The organism is Caloranaerobacter longqiensis, assembly GCF_050286925.1.
Classification (GTDB): Bacteria; Bacillota; Clostridia; order Tissierellales; family Thermohalobacteraceae; genus Caloranaerobacter.
In genome coordinates this window covers 143,763-164,294 of record NZ_JBFWFX010000004.1, presented here as the reverse complement: position 1 = coordinate 164,294, position 20,532 = coordinate 143,763, and the positions used below count along the sequence as shown (strand labels likewise).

The following is a 20,532-nucleotide window of genomic DNA, read 5'->3' as shown; positions in this document are numbered from 1 at the left end:
AGCCCGAAGTACTATTTTGCAAGATTATTAATAAATATTTCTCTAGCCAAGTTAACACCTTTAGTAACAGCTTTTGACGTTATTGTTGCACCAGTAAGTGCCTGTATTTCATTTTCACTACTTGGACTTCCTTTAACTACTACTAACTCTTTTGAAGCATCTTTATCTTTAAATTGGTTTTGGAACTTAGGTTGAGTTGCATTAGCTCCAAGACCTGGAGTTTCTTTATGACTTACTACTTTTATACCAGTTACTTTGTTTTCTAATGAAATTCCTGTTATAACTTCAACATCTCCTCCGTATCCAGGAGTAGCTGTCTTTATAGCATATCCTACCAAACTTCCATTTTCAGAATACCCACTATAAATCTCTCTTATACTTGGATTTTCACTAATTATTTCATTCAAAATTTTTTCGTCTAAAGGTTTGAAACTTTCAGCTAGAGGTAACACTTCTTTTCTTGCTACTTCACTCGCTTGATTTTCTACACTCGCAATAACATCTTTAGTCATATCATGAGTAAAACCTAACACTAAAGCTGCTATAGAAGTTATCAGTAATAGTATTAAACCTAATTTTATAATATCACCCATTTTGCTTCACCTCACCAAATACTCTAGGGCTAGTATATTTATCTAAAAGAGGCGCTACTATATTCATAAGAAGTATTGAATATGAAACCCCTTCAGGATATCCACCGTAAAGTCTTATTACTGATGTTATAACACCACAGCCTATACCAAAAATAATCTGTCCTTTTGGTGTTACAGGAGATGACGCATAGTCAGTAGCCATGAAAAATGCTCCTAACATTAGGCCACCTGCAAATAAATGATACAGCATATTACTAAATCCTGCACCAGAAAGTAGCATTATAACTGCAACTGTACCTATATAAGTAAAAGGAATACGCCAGTTAATAACACCTCTATAAAGTAAATATAAACCACCTAAAATTAAAAGTATTGCAGATGTTTCTCCTAATGAGCCTCCTATATTTCCGAAAAATACATCTTTTAAAGGTGGTAAAATTGGAGTTGCTGCACTTACTGCATCATGACCATGAGCTGCCTGATTTGCTATTTGCTTCAATATAGCTAAAGGTGTTGCAGTGCTTACTGCCTCTGGCCCTGGAGTCACCCAATTAGTCATAATAACAGGCCATGACGCTAAAAGCATAGCTCTTGCTGCTAAAGCTGGGTTCATAAAATTATGCCCTAATCCACCGAAAGCCTGCTTTACTATAGCAATTGCAAAAGCCGAACCTATCACCGGTATCCACCAAGGGGCTGATGCAGGTATATTAAAAGCTAATAGTAAACCTGTTACAACTGCACTTAAATCATTTACAGTTATAGGCTTTTTTAATAACTTTTGAATTAAAGCTTCTGTTGCTACTGCAGTTAATACTGCTAATACAATCAACTTTAATGCATTAAACCTAAAATAGTATATACTAGCTAAAGTCGCTGGTAATAGTGCTATTATTACATCTAACATAATTCTATTGATTGTTTCATCTGATCTAAGATGTGGAGAAGATGAAACTATTAACTTATTATCCACTATTTTCCCTCCAATCACTTATCTTTTTTTTCTTCTAGAAATTAGTTCTCTCTTAGCTACTCTTATTGACTGCAATAAAGGCCTTTTTGATGGACAAATGAAAGAGCATGAACCGCACTCGATACAATCTAATGCATGGTATTTTTCAGCTTCATCATACATATTTTTTAGTGCAAATTGACTTATAAATAGTGGTTGTAAATTAACAGGACAAATATCAACACATTTACCGCATCTAATACATTGTTTAGGTTCAGGTATCTTAGCCTCTTTTTCATTTAATACAAGTATACCTGATGTTCCTTTAATAACAGGTACCTCATCTGTAAACTGAGCAATTCCCATCATAGGTCCACCCATAATTATTTTCCCTGGCTTTCCTTTATATCCACCACATTGTTCAATCACTTCTTTAAATAGAGTTCCTATCTTAACAATTAAATTTTTAGGTTCATTTATAGCACTACCTGTTATCGTAACTATTCTTTGTATAAGTGGCATACCTGTTTGAATTGCATCTGCTATAGCTGCTGCAGTACCAACATTATTAACTATAACGCCTACATCCATTGGCAAGCCACCAGCTGGTACTTCTCTCCCTGTAATAGCATTAATTAATCGTTTTTCATCTCCTTGTGGATACTTAGTAACCAAAGTAGCTATTTCAATGTTTGGCTCATCTTTGACAGCCTTCTCCATTGCTTCTATCGCATCTGGTTTATTGTTCTCAATTCCGATAAATCCCTTATTTACACCAACAGCTTTCATAATAGCTTTTAAACCAAAAACTACTTTTTCTGGAGTTTCAACCATTAATCTATGGTCAGAAGTTAAATAAGGTTCACACTCTGCACCATTTAATATTATAGTATCAATCTTTTTATCTGGAGGCGGCGATAATTTTACATGAGTAGGGAATCCTGCACCTCCAAGCCCTGTTATACCCGCTTCTTTAATGATATTCAAAATTTCTTCTTTAGTAAGAGAATCTAAATCTCCTTTAGGTTTAACGTTTTCATCCACTTCATTACTGCCATCTGATTCTATTACTACAGACAACACTTGTGTACCTATAGGACTTGTATAAGGTACAATCTTCTTTACTATTCCTGCAATACTAGAATGAATTGGTGCAGAAACAAATGCTTTTGGTTCACCTATCTTCTGTCCAATTTTAACTCTATCCCCAACCTTTACAATTGGCTCACAAGGTGCACCTATATGCTGTGCTAATGGAATAATAACTGTTTGTGGCTCTTTAGCTTTTTCTAACGGAATCTTTTCAGTATACTCTTTAAAGTGTGGCGGATGAACACCACCTTTAAAGGTAAGATTTTTTAATTTCATATATCTCACCTCTTATTTATAATTTTAATAATTTTTAAACAAATCTTGTATACAAAATACTTAAATAGATAAAAATTAACACAAATATAGGACCCTCCCCTCTTACGGGTCCTATCATTTTCAACTTAATTATAACACCTTTTAATAAAATTGTACAGAAAATAAATCGTTTATTTATTAACATATCCACTAGCTCTTCCTATTGACTATTCCTATAAAGATTTTTTATATTCTCATTAATATAATCTTTTATCCATAGTATTATATTAGCTTCATTTATTGGCACATCTCCCAGTATTTTTTTTACTTCCTTAGTATCAAAAACAAAATAATTTCCATTATAACTGTGTCTGTAAACAATTTCTATATTCTCATTTGCATTTATTAGTGAAATTATTGTTTGTCCAATATCTCCTATTGGTGCTCTATCTATATGACTATGCCTAAAAACACATGTTACTTTAGTTCCTTTACCTATTTCAGAAGATATTTTAAAATCTCCTTCACATCTTAAAGTAGCTGCTTTCATCAAAGGTATTCCTAACCCTACTTTTCTAGTTGTTCTAGATGTAACAAAAGGGTCTTCTACTTTCTTTAATAAATCTTCACTCATTCCTTCACCGTTATCTTCTAATTCTATGGTCAATAAATCCCTTTCTGTATCCTCATCAATGCTAATATTTATTTTAGTTGCTCCAGCTTTAACTGAATTTTCAGCTAAATCTAAAATATGAAGGGAAAGCTCCTTCATTTTATATTCCTCCAACTCTTACTAAGATATTCTACTAAAGAATTTATATCTTTTTTTTCTATATCTAAAAACATAACTGGTTCATTAATATCGCCAAGATAATGTGCATCAGAATTTTTAATTAAATTATATCTTTCCAAGTTTATTAAATTTTTAATTGACTGAGAAGAATAATTTTTTGAGACCTCAACTGTTTTTACATTAAGTTCATCTGGTATAAATCCTAAATTCATAAGTATACTATAAGATTTTTTATCAATATGTGCTGGTACAAGCACTCCATTTAGTCTATTAACTAAGTTATTAATTTCTTTAATTGTATACTTAGTACTGTTTAGAAGAAATTTTTCAACCTCTCCTATAATGTTATCATTTTCATCCATTAACAGTTGGTTTCCAAAAAACTTTTTATTATTTTTAATATCTGGTAATCCTCTATAAATAAAATCCTGAAATTCTATACCATCTTCAATATTCCTAAAATAACATAATACATGAACTTCTTCTTTTGTAGTTACCTCTATACCAGGTATAACTAAAATGTCCCTTTTTTTAGCTACCTTCATAATAGATTCTACATTTCCCATAGTATTGTGATCCGTTACTGAAATTATATCTAGTCCTTTAATATACGCCATATTGACAATATTGTTTGGTGTCATATCCTCATCTCCACACGGAGATAAAGCTGAATGTATATGCAAGTCATAACTAAATCTCATACTAAACACCCAATTCATGTAATCTACATGCTAATTCGTATGCACTAAGTTTTGACCTCAACACTGGTATACCAACTTCATTGGCTTTTTTTATAGTTTCATCTTCAACTTCCATACCTTCTGCAATCAAAACAGCTGATAAACCTACTAAAGTAGCTACAGCAATTACATTTAAATGCGTTTGAATAGTAATCCATAAATTATTTTCACTAGCATTAGCCATTACTAAACTTAATAAATCACCTATATAGACTCCCTCTACATTATTTTCAATATTTTTTTCAGTTAAAACTTCAAGCTCTAATTCTTTAACTATTTTATCTAATCTCATAAATATCCCCCTTAGACTAATCTCTAAATATACAGTCTTCTATTTTACTATACCCTCTTACTATATCTTCAGCCAAGGCTCTACAAGAAGGTGCTCCACATGAACCACAATCGAGTCCAGGTAATAGGCTTGTCAATTTTTTTATTTCTTCTATCTTTTTTATTGCTTCGACTATATTTTCATCAAGTTTCATAGTTCCTTTAGATTGGATTTTCTCAGTCCAACAAGCAAATCCTGAATTATATAATTCCATAGCATATTCTTTTGAAACTTTTATCTCATCATCATGCTTTTCTGCTAACCTTCTAATTCTACTTTTAGCTATAAATGGATTCTCAACACATAATGGGCCTCCAACACAGCCACCAACACAAGCTAAACCTTCAAAGTATTCAATGTTATTTAGCTTACCCAATTCAATCTCTTCCAAAACTTTTATAACGTTGTCTATTCCATCAACTGCAATATAATTATCAACTCCAATAGATTTACTTTGTCCTCCAGCTCTAGCCCAATCTATTCCATAAGTAGAAGCTGTCCTAAAAACATCTGTCTTTTCAGCAGTATTTGAATTTTTCACTATATCCCCATATATCTGCTTTATAGAAATAGCACCATCAACATGCGAATTTTTTATACCTATTGGATTTTTGATGCTTGTAACTTTAGCAGGACATTGTGTTATATAAAATATACCTATCTCATCAGACTTTAAATTATACTTTTCCATAGCATTTTTTCTTGCTAATCTAGCTGCCAATTCCATAGGTGATTCAATTCTTATTATATTATCAATTAGTGATGGAAAATTAATTTGTATCAATCTTAATACTGCTGGACACAAAGATGAAATAAGTGGTTTTGGTTGTTTATTGTTTTTCAAGTTTTCTCTAATAATCAAAGTTATAATATCTGCCGCATATCCTTCATCAAATACCTCATCGAAACCTAACATTTTAATCCCTTCAAAAACTTTATTCATATCTTTATCTAAACTGAATTGACCATATAGAGTCATTGGAGAAATAGCTATCTTATATTTATACTTCTCTAATTTATCCAAAGTATCTAACTGTGTCTGTTGAGCATGATATGGACATACTCTTATACATTCACCACAATCTATACATCTCTCTTTTATGATTATAGCTTTCTTATTTCTTACTCTTATCGCCTCTGTTGGACATCTTCTCATACAATTTGTACAACCATTACATCTATCTTTATCAAGTACAACTGAATGAAAGTACTCTACCATAAAAATCACCTACTAGATTTTATTTATTTATGTAAATTCTCATATGAACTTCTGTTTTACCATTAGGAGTAGACTCTATATTAAATTCATCAGAACATCTTTTCATATTCGGTAATCCCATTCCAGCACCAAACCCCAACTCTCTAATATGATTTGGTGCTGTCGAGTAACCTTCTTTCATAGCTAACTCTATATCTTTAATACCCGGTCCTTTATCGGTTGCATAAATATCTACATATTGCTCTGTTATTATAGCTTTAATAACCCCACCATAGGAATGTATAACTATGTTCATCTCTGCTTCATAAGCTGCTATAGCTACTCTTCTAACTATCTTTGCATCAATTCCAAGCTGTTTTAAAATTTTCTTTATGCTGCTCGAAGCTTCTCCTGCTCTTGTAAAATCATTCTGCAAAATCTCATATTCAAGCTTTATAGAATTTTTCTCATTCATCTATCTTGTTACCCCTTCTATAGAAATGCCTTTTAATCCCTTTTCATATAGCTTTCCACATGCTGTATACAATGTATAGTCAGTAAGTAAAACAGTAATGTTGTGTGATTTTGCCATTTCAATAATTTCTTTACTTGGTTTTTTGCCTCTTACAAATACAATAGCATATAAATCTATCATTTCGGCAGTTCTAATAACTTGTGGATTTGTTAACCCTGTAAGTAAAACTGAACCATTATCTACAAAAGCTAAAACATCGCTCATTAAATCCGACCCAAAAGCAGAAAGAACTTCTCTATCTAGATATTCCTCACCAGTTAAAACTTCAGCATTTAATATTTCCTTTATCTCTTTTAACTTCACAATACCACTCCTATTATAGCTATTTAAAAATTTTTATAAAATTAAACAACATTTTATAATACTTGTCATAACTATCTTGTATAATCTCTTTATTACTTATTAGGTTTTGTAAAATCTGTTCTCTTTCTTTAACCTGTATTCTGATATTATCTAAAATATTATTAAAGTCAGAATTTTCTACATCCCCATCTATATTGTTTAATAATTTACTTATTTGATCGTTATTTTCCCTTATTGTTTTAATTATTTCCTGTAAATCTTTTTGTACAAGAACATAGTACCATAAAGAAGTCTCTTCATCAAATGCCTTCTTAAATGTCTCAATAATTTCATTTATCGTATCAGCAGTTTCCTGTTCATTACTATTATATTTTATCACAAAATCATCAACAGTTATTTTATTTACAAATGCATCTTTATATGATTCTCTAATACTCGTTAAAACTTTATCACATATTTCTCTATTAAGATAAGTCCCATAAAATACTTTATAGTCACTTATCTTAACAATATAACCATTTGCCCCTTTTTCTCTTAATTCTTTTCTTAATGTCTTAGCATTTTCAATATTACTAAAACTACCTAATTGGATGTTATATAAATCAAATCCTTTAATTGTTAATTCTAATTTTTCTAAATCATCAATTTTTTGCTTGTCTATATCTTTAACAATGTTCTCATTACTCTTATTATTACTTGAACTATTTTCAATTTTATTTGTAAGTTTAGTATTATCAATATCTTCAAAATGAGGCAATATTAAATTTTGAACAATCAAAATCCCTATAATTATTGATATAATTGGTGCTATGATAAAAAATACAAATATTGTCAACAATTTATCCTTCTTATTTCTCCTTTTCCTCATCGAACTCTTCAATCTCTCGCCTCCTAATCAGTTAAGATAACTACATACTTGCTACATATTTACTAATTCTATTTCTTCCTTGTTTTTTAGCTCCTATATACATAGCTCTATCTGCATAAGCCAAAAGTGCAGCACCAGAATCTGCTTCATCTGGAAATTCAGCTAATCCACCACTTATTGTTACTTTTATTTCATCTCCTTCGACACTATAAAACCTAGTATTTTCAACAACTTTCCTTATTCTCTCTGCTATATCATAAGCATGTTGTTGATCAGTCTTTGGTAATATTACTGTAAACTCTTCTCCTCCATATCTAAATACCTTATCATTTGCTCTGACATTATTTCTTATGATATTAGCTACTTCACTAAGTATTCTATCTCCTGTCTGGTGTCCATAAGTATCATTAATTTTCTTAAAGTGGTCAATATCAAAAATTATAAGACTAGTTTTATTACATTTAATACAATTTTTAACAGCACAAGTCGCACATGTATCTGTTAATGAATCTAAAGTATTAAAGAAATATCTCTGATTATACAATCCTGTTAACTCATCTTTTATAGCATTATTATATATTTCTTTATACAATCTTGCATTTTCTATAGCTACCACAATTTGGTTCGCTAGATTGTCCAAAATATATAATTGCTCTTTAGAAAATCTACCTCTATATTTACTACTAATTAATACACATCCAATTATTTCACTATCTAAAATCAAAGGTTCATATATTAATGAAACCAAATCTTCTGGTACTTTTGCAGAATCGTCGATATATTTGCTCTTTCTAACATCTTCAAGCACAAAACTTTCTTTTAAAGTTAATATCTCTTTAAAGTGCTTAGTTAGATAATTATCAATTATTTTACTATCAAAATTTATGTATTCATCTGCATTAAAATCTAAAGTCCTAACAGTACAACTACTTTTATCAAATTCAATCAGAGCACAATAATCACAATTCACTAGTTGTTTTATTCCAATTAAAATGTTAGATATAGTCTCACTCAAATCAAGCTTAGAAACTATAGATGCAGAAACTTGATGAGATAAACTTAATCCTTTATTAATAAATACCAAATTTCTCATTAATCTAAACAGCAAATTGAAAGTTATGATCAATAAAAGGAATACAACTAACCCAATAAAGCTATATTGCTGGTAGGAATATGACATTAATATAGATAATGGAATAACTATAAAATTAGTATAAAAATCCCATTTAAAAACCTCAAAGAATTTTGTTGGCAATTTATTGTTAAACATAATAATATTTTGCATTATTAATATTATCCAATTGAACACAAAAATAGCTAATCCAAAGATAATACAATTTACAATATCATTAATATTAGATATAAAAGCTATCTGTTTCCCAGTAGCTTTAATCAAATAATGCGACAATATAAACATAATAAAGAGCATACCTATGCTAAAATACATCCTTATCGCTTGTCTATAATAATAAAGATAATTTGATGTCATAAATACTATAAAAATTAGCCATAAGGTAGGTACGAGTCCACTAATGAAATAAGAGCCTAACATAACTGCTGAACTTAAAGTTACAGTAAAATCATCAATTTTTATGCTCATTCTCTCCAACAAAATACCTGATATGCTTAAAATTACAAATAATACAATATTGAAGGAAAAATACTCTTTATTGGCAATAGTTGCTAAAAGAAGCAATCCAAAACCGATTGTTCCAATAAGAGACTCATAATGCTTTTTTAATTTGCTTAACATGGCAAAACCCCTTACCCCCATAATTTTATAAATAATATTCAATAAATGTTTTATTTTTCCTTCAAAAGTTTATTAATATTTATAATTTAAATTCTATATTTATAATCTATAATTCTATCAATTAATTTTTTCTGTGTCAAAATTATAGTAACATCTATATAATATATTAAACTTTAAAAAACAAAATCTCCAATTTAAATAAATTAAGGTAGATTTTGCCCTAATCCATTACGGAAATTATATTCAAAAATATACACAGTTTAACAAAGAATATAATTCCTATGGATTATAAAATATATTTAAAGGAGGTTTATTCATGGCAAATAGTCTTTTTGATGGTCTATTGGGGGATGGAAATGAAAGTTTGCTTTTCTTCTTCTTACTACTTGTGATTTTATTTGGTGGTTTTGGTCATAATTACTAAAAAATAAAATCAAAATCTCTTTCACCCATCTAAAACTTTAATCATATTATATAGTGACCAAGAAAATATAGATAAAAATAAGGAGGTTATATATATGACTGATGGAAAAGGTCTTCTAGGCGGATTATTCGGTCGTGACGGCGGCAGCGAATTGTTATTTTTCTTCCTATTGCTAGTTGTAATATTCTGTAATTGTTATGGAGGATTTGGTTGTAACAGATAATTTTACAAAACTATTTTGGTATTCAAATTAAACATCTCTAAAAAATATTAAAACATGTAAATGCCAATATAGGAGGGATATATATGGCTGATACTCAATGTGGATATGGCTGCAATGACAGCTTATTGTTCTTCTTCTTACTACTAGTTATATTATTCTGCTATTGCTATTAAGAATAAACTTAAATGAAAAAGGGAGCTAAGTGCTCCCTTTCAATTACATTTTTTAATTAAATTTTGGTGCCGTGGGCGGGACTCGAACCCGCACGAGCATATGCTCACTACCCCCTCAAGATAGCGTGTCTGCCAATTCCACCACCACGGCGCTTATTAGACACTCTTTTAGTATAGCTTCTAAATTTATTAATGTCAAGTTCTAATCTAATTAATCTTTCTTATTCTCTTCTTGAAGTTCTTTTGGAATAAACCATTTGTCAATATTATTGTATATATTAGAATAAATCGGTTTTATTTCGCCTTTTACTTTATCATCAATAAGTATTGCGTTGTTTCTAAAAAACAAACTTACATATGGCAAATCTTCAACTATCAGCTTCTGAATTTCTTCATAAATACTTTTCTTTTCTGCTCTAGTAGTAGCTCTAAAAGCCTTTACTAAAAGCTGATCCATATTCTCATTTTTATAATTAATAAAATTACTTCCTTCATCTATTTGAGTTGAATGAAAAGCAAAAGATAAATCTGGAAGCAAAGATAACTCCCAACCAAGAAGTACTAAATCAAAATCACCTTTTCGAATTTTATCAACCATATTATTCCATTGTCTTTCTGCAGTTTCCACATCAATATTATCTATTGTAGTATCATACTGTGGAACTACCTCTATCCCAATTGCTTTTAAATCTTCTATTATCATATTCGCTGTCTTTAATCTTAATGGATTATATGAATTTGTTAACAGCCTAATCTTTAGTTTGTTACCATTTTCATCTTCTAAAATACCATCATTGTCAGTATCTCTCCATCCAGCTTCATTTAAAATTTCTTTAGCTTTATCTACACTATAATCGTAAGCATTTTTTTGCGACAATAACCAAGAATTCGGATGAATTGGTACATCTACCTTTGTTGCATGACCTAAATAAACTTTATTAATTATATTATCTCTGTTTATCCCAAATGCAATTGCCTTTCTTAAAGCTAATCCTTTTTCACCGTTGATTAACTTATTCTTAAAATTAAATCCTAAAAACTCATACTTTTGAGTAATATATTCATATATTGCTACTTTATTATCCTGAGCATATTTCTTCCAATCTACACCTTCTGCCCTAGTCAAGTCTAATTGTCCAGCTTCAAACGATACTACTGCTAGTTCATTATCTGACAATATTTTCCCAACAATTTTGGAAATGTAAGGCTTACCTAAATGCCAATCATCATTTCTCACAAGTTCAACTCTTTTAAGTTTATCATATTTGCTAAATTTATATGGTCCTGTGCCTATAGGGATAATATCTTTACTTAAAGCTTTTAAATATGTTTTCTTACTTATCTTAATCCCATCTTCGACAAATTGGTGCTTAGGTATTATTGGAAATGTTAAACTTTCAAGCGCATTACTATAAGCTCTATCAAAATGTATTTGTAAATTCAAATCATCTATAATTTTAACATTTAGAATATGCTGTATATCTGTTGGTTTAGCAGCTTTAAATGCAGCTTCTAACATATCTTTGTATAAAACATCATTTGCACTATATTTTATTACATCTATCGTAAACTTTACATCTGAAGCTGTAAATTTATGACCATCATGCCATCTAACATTATCTTTAAGTCTAATATCTACAGTCTGACCATCTTGACTGATTTTATAATCTTCTACTAATATTTTTCTTAAATTTAAATTTTCATCAAAATCAAATAAACTTTCATATATCAATTTATTAAAATAATATAAACTCTTATCACTGCTCAATAATGGATTAAATGTCTTAATATAAGAAATAGGTACTACTATTTCTCCACCAAAAGCTGGTTCATAAACTTCTTTTTGATATGCACTATCACTTTTATTTTGTTTGCCTTTAATATCATCTAGTTGATTATCAATCCCGCAGCCAATTAAACTAATTGCTAGCATAAAAACTATAAATGCTACTAATATTCTTTTGTGTTTCAAAAAAATTCCTCCTTGTTTTTTTCATCTCTTATCTAGAATTTGAATATATACACTTTTAATTATAGCAACTATTTTTTAGTAAGTTCAATAAATTTTAAGTTTATTAATTACAAAATATCTTCATATAAGAATTTATAAATTTTATATGTTTTTAGTACTTTTTTTACATATTCTTTAGTTTCTGTAAAAGGGATTTTATCAAGTCTTTTTCCATCACTACTATACATAGGATTTTTTAGCCATTTCTCTACATTCCCACTTCCACCGTTATAAGCAGTTAAAACTAATTTAATATCATTATTAAACTGCTTATGTAATTTATTTAGATACCAGCAACCTATCATAATGTTAATTTCTGGATTGTACAAAGAATCTTCATTATAATTTGTTATCCCTATTTCTTTCGAAGCCCATTTCCCAGTAATAGGAGAAATCTGCATCAACCCTTTAGCTCCTCTATATGACTTTGCATCTTTATAATACTTACTTTCAACTTTAATTATAGAAGCAACCAAAATGGGGTCAATATTATATTGATAAGAGTATTTTTTTATATAATCTTTATAATACAATGGATATATAATTTTCCCTATCCATTTTAAATTTGTAAAAACTGCTATAATTATTACTAAAGCACATATTATTGATAAAATTATCCTGTATTTTTTTAAATACAAAAAGATCCCTCCGAAATTTAATACCTATTTAATAATTTTATAATCTGGTCCTTCAATTCACTTATTCCTCTATTATTATCTATAATAACATCTGCAATTTTTAGTTTTTCAGTCATAGGCATTTGAGCACGTATTCTATTTAATGCACTTTCCATATCCAATTTATCTCTCTCAATTAGTCTACTTAACTGTTTTTCTTCATCTGCATATACCAGCCATATTTCATCAAACTTTAACCCTTGCTTTTCTAATATATTTTTTTCCTCTATTAATAAAGGTATATCTAAAAATATTACTTTGTTCCCATCAGAAAACTGCTTTATTTTATTTATCATTTCTTGAATTACCATTGGATGAACAATTTGATTTAATTTTCTTCTTTTTTCCTCATCTTTAAAAATAATTTCTCCAAGTTTTTTTCTATCAATTTGACCATTTTCCTGCAAAATGTCTTTCCCAAACTCCTTCACAATATCTAAATATGCCATCTTACCAACATCAACTACTTCTCTTGCTATCTTATCAGCATCAATAACTACATATCCAAATTCTTTCAGCAACTTAGCAACTGTACTTTTACCAGTAGCTATTCCTCCTGTTAAACCTATAATCTTTGCATAATTTACTTTATTTTGTTTCATACCAACTATCACCTATCTTCATATCAACTTTTAAAGGAACACTTAATTTAAATGCATTCTCCATCTGCAACTTAAGTATTTGCTTAACCTCATCCAATTCATCTTTATGAGCCTCTATAATCAATTCATCGTGAACCTGTAATATTAATTTTGATTTTAATTTTTTCCTTTTCAATTCATTAAAAACATTCACCATAGCAATTTTTATTATATCTGCTGCACTACCTTGTATAGGCGTATTCATCGCCATTCTTTCACCAAAAGATCTTATATTAAAATTCCTTGATTTTAGCTCTGGAAGATATCTTCTTCTATTCATAATTGTTGTTACATATCCTTTTTCTTTTCCCTCTCGTATTATATTATCCATGTATTCCTTAACTTTTTTGTATTTTGCAAAATAGTTTTCTATATATAGTTTTGCTTCCTTTCTGCTAATATTCAAATCCCTTGCTAATCCATAGTCACTTATGCCATATATTATACCAAAATTTACAGCTTTCGCTCTACTTCTCATAAGAGGTGTTACATCAGATTTTGGGACATTAAATACCTCAGATGCAGTTTTAGTATGGATATCCTCATTATTATAAAATGCTTCTTTTAAATTTGGATCATCTGTAATATGAGCAAGTACTCTTAATTCGATTTGTGAATAATCAGCATCAACCAATTTATATTCTTCACTACTTGGTATAAATACTTTTCTAATTTTCCTCCCCTCTTCTGTTTTTATAGGTATATTTTGAAGATTAGGTTCAGTACTGCTTATTCTTCCAGTAGTAGTAATTGTTTGATTAAAGGTTGAATGTATCTTATTAGTTTCTTTATCTACTAATGAAAGCAAACCATCAATATATGTAGTTTTTAGCTTCATTATACGTCTATATTCAAGTATTTTTTCTATAATAGGGTGTTTTTCTTTTAATTTTTCTAGTACTTCAGCATTTGTTGAATATCCTGTTTTCGTCTTTTTAATTACCGGTAACTCTAGTTTTTCAAATAGAATATATCCTAACTGCTTAGTTGAATTTATATTAAATTTTTCACCTGCTATGCTATATATCTCCTCTGTAAGCTCTGCCATTTTTGTTTCAAATTCTTCACCTAACTCATTTAATTTTTTAATATCTACAGCAAATCCCTCAAACTCCATAAATGCTAATACTTCTACTAAAGGTAGTTCAACAGTATAATACAACTCATTCATATTATACTCTTGTATTTTTTCTTTTATCGCATTCTCAACTCTCGATATTATTTCTAGTTTAGTAGAAAAGATCCTAGCTCTCTCTTCTAATGGAATATCTGTTATCTTTTTTCTATTTTTCCCTTTACCTAAAATATCATTTTCATCTTTAATAAAAACGGATAAATATTCTTTAGCTAGTTCTTTAATGCTGTAACTATTTTGTGAAGGATTTATTATGTATTGCCCTATCATACTGTCGAATGCTATTCCGTTTAAATATATTCCATTTTTCAAAAGTATTAAAATATCTTCCTTTAAATGATGTCCTTTCTTTTCTATCTCCTTATCTTCAAATATATTTTTAAATTTCAATAAAACCTTATCTTTAAACTCTTCTTCAACCAAATCTATATAATACGTTTTTGTCTTTTCAGTTTTAACTGTAAGCCCTATTATTTTGTCCTCTTGAATAAACTTTAAATATACACTTTTACTTTTATTTATACTTTGTATTATACTGTCTATTACTTCTAAATCTTGTACTATTTCATAATTACAATCGATATTTATCGTTAAATCGTCAGATGTTTCATTGCCACTTGAATTTTTACGAATTCTACTTAATAAACTGTTAAATTCAAGTTTTTTATATAAATCTATAAGTTCATCATAATCAGGTTCTCTTTTCTTTAGTTCTTCTAAATCTATACTAATAGGTACTTCTGTTATAATTTTGGCCAATTTTTTACTCATAAAAGCCTGAAGTCTATTCTCTATTAATCTCTCCTTAAGTTTCTTACCTGAAATACTTTCTAAATTCTCATATATACCTTCAAGAGAACCAAATTCCTTTATAAGTTTAATTCCTGTTTTTTCACCGATTCCAGGTACTCCAGGAATATTATCTGATTTATCTCCCATAAGTCCTTTTAAATCAATTAATTGAATTGGACTTATCCCATATTTTTCTTTCACACGTTGCTCATCATATATTTCAAGATTTGTTATACCCTTTCTGGTTATCAACACCTTAGTCTTTTTTGTCGCTAATTGTAAGTAATCTTTGTCTCCAGTAACTAAAATAGTTTCTAATCCTTTCTTTTCTCCTATTGATGCTAATGTCCCCGCAATATCATCTGCTTCAAACCCATCAATTTCTAAAGTAGTTATATTTAATTTGCTTAGTACATCCTTTAGAATATCAAACTGCATAATCAATTCATCTGGAGTTTTTGCTCGTTTTGCCTTATATTCTGTATACTCCTTGTGTCTAAATGTCGGTGTTTTTTTATCAAACACAACACATATATATTCAGGAGAATATTCTTCAACTATTTTATTTAGCATTGTCAAAAAACCATAAACTCCATTGGTGTGTATTCCTTCTTTAGTTTGTAATGGTGGTAATGCATGAAATGCTCTATGTAACAAACTATTACCATCAATCACCATAAATCTTTTTAATGACATTTAACCAACTCCTTAAGACTTCTTTAAATATATAGTTAATTTCTTATATTAAGTATATAAGAAATATAATGAATAGTAAACAAATAAAACCCTTGATATATAATCAAGGGTTAATATTTATATATTACATTTACTTTTGCTCTTATCTCAAGCTCTCCTTGTGAAATTGGAGTGTTAACTGCACCTTCTTTTAAGTAAGTAAATGTATCTCTATATCCTCCAACTATGGAATAATTCATATCTGACAATTCAATAACTTTATATGGTATATCTAATTTAACTCCGAAAGTATCAGCAATCGCAACACCTTTACTTTTCGCTTTTTCCATAGCCATTTTTAAAGCTTCTAAATAGTATTTTTCTTTATCTTTTACACTAAAAGTAATATTAGTTATTAAATTTGCACCAACTTCAGAAACTCTATCAATTATTTTGCCTATATTTTCTATATCTCTTATAGTAATTTGCACAACGTTTCTAACCATATATCCAGTTATAACACTCTTTCCTTTTTCTCTATCATATTCTTTCATGGCTATAATATTGTATTCTATAGTTTTTATATCGTCATCTTTTATTTTGAAACTCTTGATTTTACTCATTATATTTGTCATTTTATTCTTATTTTCTATTTGTGCATCTTGACTATTTTTACCAATAGTCTCAACTCCTATGTTAATATAAGCAATATCTGGTTTTACCTTAATTACTCCTTCTCCACTTACTGTAATTGTATTTCCTAAATCATCTTTTTCATCAGCTAACACATTGTCTACAGTTTGAGAAATCGAACCTAAAACATAACCTCCAATCAAAACTAAAGCAAATAATACACTTAATACAATAGCCTTATTTTTCACATTAATCCCTCCCAATTTAAATTTTAAATATTTATAGGCTAATAGCCATCAGCTGATAGCTAACAGTTAATGCTTTTGTGCATTAAATTTTTTATATAAAAAATAAACTATTGCAAACAAGATAAATATTAGAATAATTATAGGTAATATAGTTATTAAAAATACAATCATTTCTCCGAATAACTTAATTATACTATTTACTGTAGTAATAAAACCTTCCTTAGATTTTTTAAATATATTCTTATTTACATTTTTTATTTCCTTGTTTAAAGTTTCAACTTCATTTAAACTTATATTAATCGTAGCTAAATCTACTAAATTATCCCATTTTTTTAATACACTCGTATTTTGATCTATTTCAGTCCTTATTCTTCTTAATTCATCTTCAATCATAAGTATTTCTTCTACTTTTTCAGCTTTTCTTAAAATCTCTCTTAATCTTTCCTCTTGTATTTTTAAGTTCTTAACTCTATTTTCAATATCATAATATTGCTCTGTTATATCTCTTCCGGTCAAATTTTTCCTCTTTATAATCCCTAAACTGTCAATATATTTAATAGTATCTTCAAATTTGTCAGATGGTACTCTAACTCTCAAATAACCTCTTTTTAACGGTTCTTTTTCTTCTCTAAACTTATTATATTGATATCCTGTCTCTGAATTTTCTATAAAACCACCTAATGATTTTACATAATCTATTATTTCATTGAAAACTCTATGATAATCTTCTATATCTAATTCTATATAAGCTTCATCAATTATTTTTCTTTTTTCCGATTTACTTCGTTTTGTATTTTCTTTATTTGTAAGTGTAAATGCCACTGATTTATTAGAATCTAAACCATAGCTAGAATTGTTATAATCAGAAACTTTTCCTCTATCTAATTTAGGTTGACTTGCTCTAGGCTCTCTAGTCATTTGATTTTCCATAGCTGCATCTTTTCCATAATACATTAAATTTTCTTCTATTTTCGAATTGTTTGATATAAAAATTGATATAGAAATTATTACCACTAAAAAAGCAGCAGCTATTGTAGATAATGCCTTAAATCTATTTTTGTAACTTTTTAGTCTTTCAATTTCTTCAAGTTTCATCCTAAGCTTTTCATTAAAATCTTTAGGTAGCTCTACTTCTTCACAATCTCTAGCATAATTAACAATACTATTCATATTTTCAAATAAGATTTTACATTTACTACATTCGTTTAAATGCAACTCTAATTCTTTTTTTTCTATTTCATCTAGCATATCATCTATATAAAGAGATATTTTTTCCTCAAAACTTTTGCAATCCATCTTCTCCCTCCTTTCATTTTTTTTGACTTAAATTCACATCTTTATGTTCCATTTCTTTTAATATAATTTCTCTTAAAGCAATTCTTCCTCTACTTATCCTCGATTTAACAGTTCCAAGTGAACAACCTAATATCTCTGAAATTTCACTATAACTAAATCCCTGTATATCTCTCAATATTATAACTGTCCTATGTATATCATCTAATTTATCTATCGATTTTTTTACTAATTCCTTAGTCAGTTTTCTTTCCAACTCAGTTTCAGGAGTATTTTCATAATCTGCAATTTCTCTATTTATATCTCCTTTTTCACATTTGATAGTTTCGTCAAGTGAATAAACTACTTTTTTATTCCTTATAAAATCAATTGAAGTATTAACTACAATTTTGTAAATCCAAGTTGAAAAACTAGATTTAAATTTAAATTCTCTTATAGATTTATAAACTTTGATAAATGCTTCTTGCACAACATCCATAGCATCCTCAGAATTTTTTAACAATCTATAGGCTATATTGTACGCTCTTTTCTCATAGTCTTTAATCAACTCTTCAAAAGCATCAACATCCCCTTCTGCACTTTTTTTAATTAAGATACGCTCGGATTTTTTCACAGACTCACCCCTTTCTGCTACTCTTACACAACATAGACGAAAAACATAAAAAAAAGTTCCTAAAAAACAAATTCTTAAATTAAAATTTAAAGAGCTTCCCAAATACAAAGAAGCTCTTTAACATATTTAATCCGATATATTAAATATTCTCTTATTTAAAGTAATCTTTGTTCCATAATCATTCATTATTAAATTAAATAATTTTTTAACTTTATCAAAAGGTATATATTTAGTATTTTCTACACATATAACAGGTATCCTTTCAGAATTAACAAAAATATTATTCAAATCATTTAAATTGCTATCATCTAATATATTAAGCGGTATGTATAGTTCATTATCATATAAAACACTCTCATAAATAACACCATCACATATTATCATAGGACTTTTAGTTATTGTTAATTGCTTTTTAAATGTTGAAATATCTAATATAAGTTTTGTGTTCTCTTTTAAATAATTTGCATCAACATAAGGTATTCCTTCATAAAGTTCATATGGAATTTCCTTTCCATTTTTTAAATAATACTTTATTTTATTTTGTTCAATTTGAATACCAATATCTAGATATTGACTGATAACTGATAAACCTATCTTTGGATTTGCAGTTATATTCAAAACTTGATTAGTTAAATATTTATTGTTAAGAAATACTGCATCTGTACTTAATTCAATTAAATACGAATCTTTGTTTATATCTAATTGTCCTCCTAAAAGCTTTTGTATATCTGATAAAGCTATATAATATTTGTTATCTACATATACTGCTTTAATAAAATTTCCCATTACATAGACATAGTTTTCATTGTATATAACTGGTATATTAGTATTTAACCATTTTGCGAATTTGTTTAAGTTTATATAATATACTCCATCTATAATTTTCATATCATCAGTTATATATTTTTTATTTATGAAGAAAGTTAAATTATTAGAAAAAACAATTTTTTTATTCTTGTCTAATTTGGTAATTTGTTCCAATCTTTTATCTGATATCTCATTATATAAATTTAGTTCTTCTAATTTCTGTTTGATTAATTCTTTTATATTGCAAACCTTATTGTAATAATCTGGATAAATAATTAGAATAGGTTCTTCTCCATCTATATCATTAACTACCTCTATTAAATCATATTTTATCTGAACAGGTGTACCTACAGGTACTACACCAAATATTTCTTGAATATCTCTTTCATACATTCTAACACATCCGCCTGAAGCAAAAGTACCAATTGAATTAGGAGCACTATTCCCATGTATTCCATAATGCACCTTAAATCCCATCCATCTGCTCCCTAAGGGATTTCTCGGACTTCCTCCAGGTATGTTTTTCTTAGAATAATAAGGATTTATAACTTTATTTATTATTTTAAATTCACCAATAGGAGTTTGAGTTTTTGATTTTCCTACAGCAACTGGATATTCTTTAATAATTATATTATTCTTAAATAAGGTTAATTTTTTAGAAGGCACGTTAATAACTATTTTATACTGATTTTCAACACTCTCAGCATAAACATTAATGTTTAGTGTAAAAAATAATACTGCCAATATTATAAATATTATCTTTTTCTGCAACGA

Annotated in this window: 20 protein-coding genes and 1 tRNA gene; 1 reads left to right on the top strand and 20 read right to left on the bottom strand. The window is 28.4% G+C overall.

What is annotated here, in order from left to right:
- Positions 1-11: 11 nt before the first annotated feature.
- The 11 genes from AB4Y15_RS05510 to AB4Y15_RS05460 form a co-directional block, all read right to left on the bottom strand.
- Positions 12-593, bottom strand: coding sequence for an RnfABCDGE type electron transport complex subunit G (locus AB4Y15_RS05510; protein ID WP_427338963.1), 582 nt, complete (start codon positions 591-593; stop codon positions 12-14).
- Positions 586-1,566 (bottom strand): RnfABCDGE type electron transport complex subunit D, encoded by a 981-nt coding sequence (locus tag AB4Y15_RS05505; protein WP_427338962.1) that lies wholly within the window; start codon positions 1,564-1,566, stop codon positions 586-588. Before AB4Y15_RS05505 ends, AB4Y15_RS05510 begins: the two co-directional genes overlap by 8 nt.
- 18 nt (positions 1,567-1,584) lie before the next feature.
- Positions 1,585-2,913: an electron transport complex subunit RsxC gene (gene rsxC / locus AB4Y15_RS05500; RefSeq protein WP_427338960.1), complete on the bottom strand. Its 1,329-nt coding sequence runs from the start codon at positions 2,911-2,913 to the stop codon at positions 1,585-1,587.
- 199 nt (positions 2,914-3,112) lie between these two features.
- Positions 3,113-3,664, bottom strand: coding sequence for an ATP-binding protein (locus AB4Y15_RS05495; protein ID WP_427338959.1), 552 nt, complete (start codon positions 3,662-3,664; stop codon positions 3,113-3,115).
- Entirely contained in the window at positions 3,661-4,386 is a 726-nt protein-coding gene (locus AB4Y15_RS05490; RefSeq protein ID WP_427338958.1) for a PHP domain-containing protein, read from the bottom strand. Before AB4Y15_RS05490 ends, AB4Y15_RS05495 begins: the two co-directional genes overlap by 4 nt.
- 1 nt (position 4,387) lies before the next feature.
- A complete protein-coding gene (locus AB4Y15_RS05485) occupies positions 4,388-4,717 on the bottom strand; it encodes a DRTGG domain-containing protein (protein WP_427338956.1) in 330 nt (109 codons plus the stop codon).
- 16 nt (positions 4,718-4,733) lie between these two features.
- Complete coding sequence (locus AB4Y15_RS05480; RefSeq protein ID WP_427338955.1) at positions 4,734-5,975, bottom strand: [Fe-Fe] hydrogenase large subunit C-terminal domain-containing protein; 1,242 nt, start codon at positions 5,973-5,975, stop codon at positions 4,734-4,736.
- 19 nt (positions 5,976-5,994) lie between these two features.
- Positions 5,995-6,429, bottom strand: a complete 435-nt coding sequence (locus AB4Y15_RS05475; protein WP_427338953.1) for an ATP-binding protein — start codon at positions 6,427-6,429, stop codon at positions 5,995-5,997.
- A complete protein-coding gene (locus tag AB4Y15_RS05470; RefSeq protein WP_427338952.1) occupies positions 6,430-6,792 on the bottom strand; it encodes a DRTGG domain-containing protein in 363 nt (120 codons plus the stop codon).
- Between the two features lie 19 nt (positions 6,793-6,811).
- Positions 6,812-7,672: an SPOR domain-containing protein gene (locus AB4Y15_RS05465; RefSeq protein ID WP_427338951.1), complete on the bottom strand. Its 861-nt coding sequence runs from the start codon at positions 7,670-7,672 to the stop codon at positions 6,812-6,814.
- A 28-nt stretch (positions 7,673-7,700) separates the two neighbouring features.
- Complete coding sequence (locus tag AB4Y15_RS05460; protein WP_427338950.1) at positions 7,701-9,413, bottom strand: sensor domain-containing diguanylate cyclase; 1,713 nt, start codon at positions 9,411-9,413, stop codon at positions 7,701-7,703.
- Positions 9,414-9,931: 518 nt separating this feature from the next.
- Between AB4Y15_RS05460 and AB4Y15_RS05455 the strand changes: the two genes are divergently transcribed.
- On the top strand, positions 9,932-10,060 hold the full coding sequence (locus AB4Y15_RS05455) for a hypothetical protein (protein ID WP_427338949.1): 129 nt from the start codon (positions 9,932-9,934) through the stop codon (positions 10,058-10,060).
- 237 nt (positions 10,061-10,297) lie between these two features.
- On the opposite strand, the gene AB4Y15_RS05450 is transcribed toward AB4Y15_RS05455, so the two are convergent.
- The 9 genes from AB4Y15_RS05450 to AB4Y15_RS05410 form a co-directional block, all read right to left on the bottom strand.
- Positions 10,298-10,384: transfer RNA gene (locus AB4Y15_RS05450), tRNA-Leu, on the bottom strand.
- Between the two features lie 60 nt (positions 10,385-10,444).
- Positions 10,445-12,205 carry an ABC transporter substrate-binding protein gene (locus AB4Y15_RS05445; RefSeq protein ID WP_427338948.1) on the bottom strand — a complete coding sequence of 587 codons (1,761 nt, stop codon included), beginning with the start codon at positions 12,203-12,205 and terminating at the stop codon, positions 10,445-10,447.
- Between the two features lie 107 nt (positions 12,206-12,312).
- Positions 12,313-12,882, bottom strand: a complete 570-nt coding sequence (locus AB4Y15_RS05440) for a lytic transglycosylase domain-containing protein (protein ID WP_427338947.1) — start codon at positions 12,880-12,882, stop codon at positions 12,313-12,315.
- 17 nt (positions 12,883-12,899) lie between these two features.
- On the bottom strand, positions 12,900-13,523 hold the full coding sequence (coaE, locus tag AB4Y15_RS05435) for a dephospho-CoA kinase (protein ID WP_427338945.1): 624 nt from the start codon (positions 13,521-13,523) through the stop codon (positions 12,900-12,902).
- Positions 13,510-16,185, bottom strand: a complete 2,676-nt coding sequence (gene polA / locus AB4Y15_RS05430) for a DNA polymerase I (protein ID WP_427338944.1) — start codon at positions 16,183-16,185, stop codon at positions 13,510-13,512. The genes coaE and polA overlap by 14 nt, the downstream gene beginning before the upstream one ends.
- A 110-nt stretch (positions 16,186-16,295) precedes the next feature.
- On the bottom strand, positions 16,296-17,045 hold the full coding sequence (locus tag AB4Y15_RS05425) for an SIMPL domain-containing protein (protein WP_427338943.1): 750 nt from the start codon (positions 17,043-17,045) through the stop codon (positions 16,296-16,298).
- A gap of 66 nt (positions 17,046-17,111) precedes the next feature.
- Positions 17,112-18,341, bottom strand: coding sequence for a DUF4349 domain-containing protein (locus tag AB4Y15_RS05420; RefSeq protein ID WP_427338942.1), 1,230 nt, complete (start codon positions 18,339-18,341; stop codon positions 17,112-17,114).
- A gap of 13 nt (positions 18,342-18,354) precedes the next feature.
- Positions 18,355-18,951 (bottom strand): RNA polymerase sigma factor, encoded by a 597-nt coding sequence (locus tag AB4Y15_RS05415; RefSeq protein ID WP_427338941.1) that lies wholly within the window; start codon positions 18,949-18,951, stop codon positions 18,355-18,357.
- Positions 18,952-19,077: 126 nt separating this feature from the next.
- Complete coding sequence (locus tag AB4Y15_RS05410) at positions 19,078-20,529, bottom strand: L,D-transpeptidase (protein ID WP_427338939.1); 1,452 nt, start codon at positions 20,527-20,529, stop codon at positions 19,078-19,080.
- Positions 20,530-20,532: the final 3 nt, after the last annotated feature.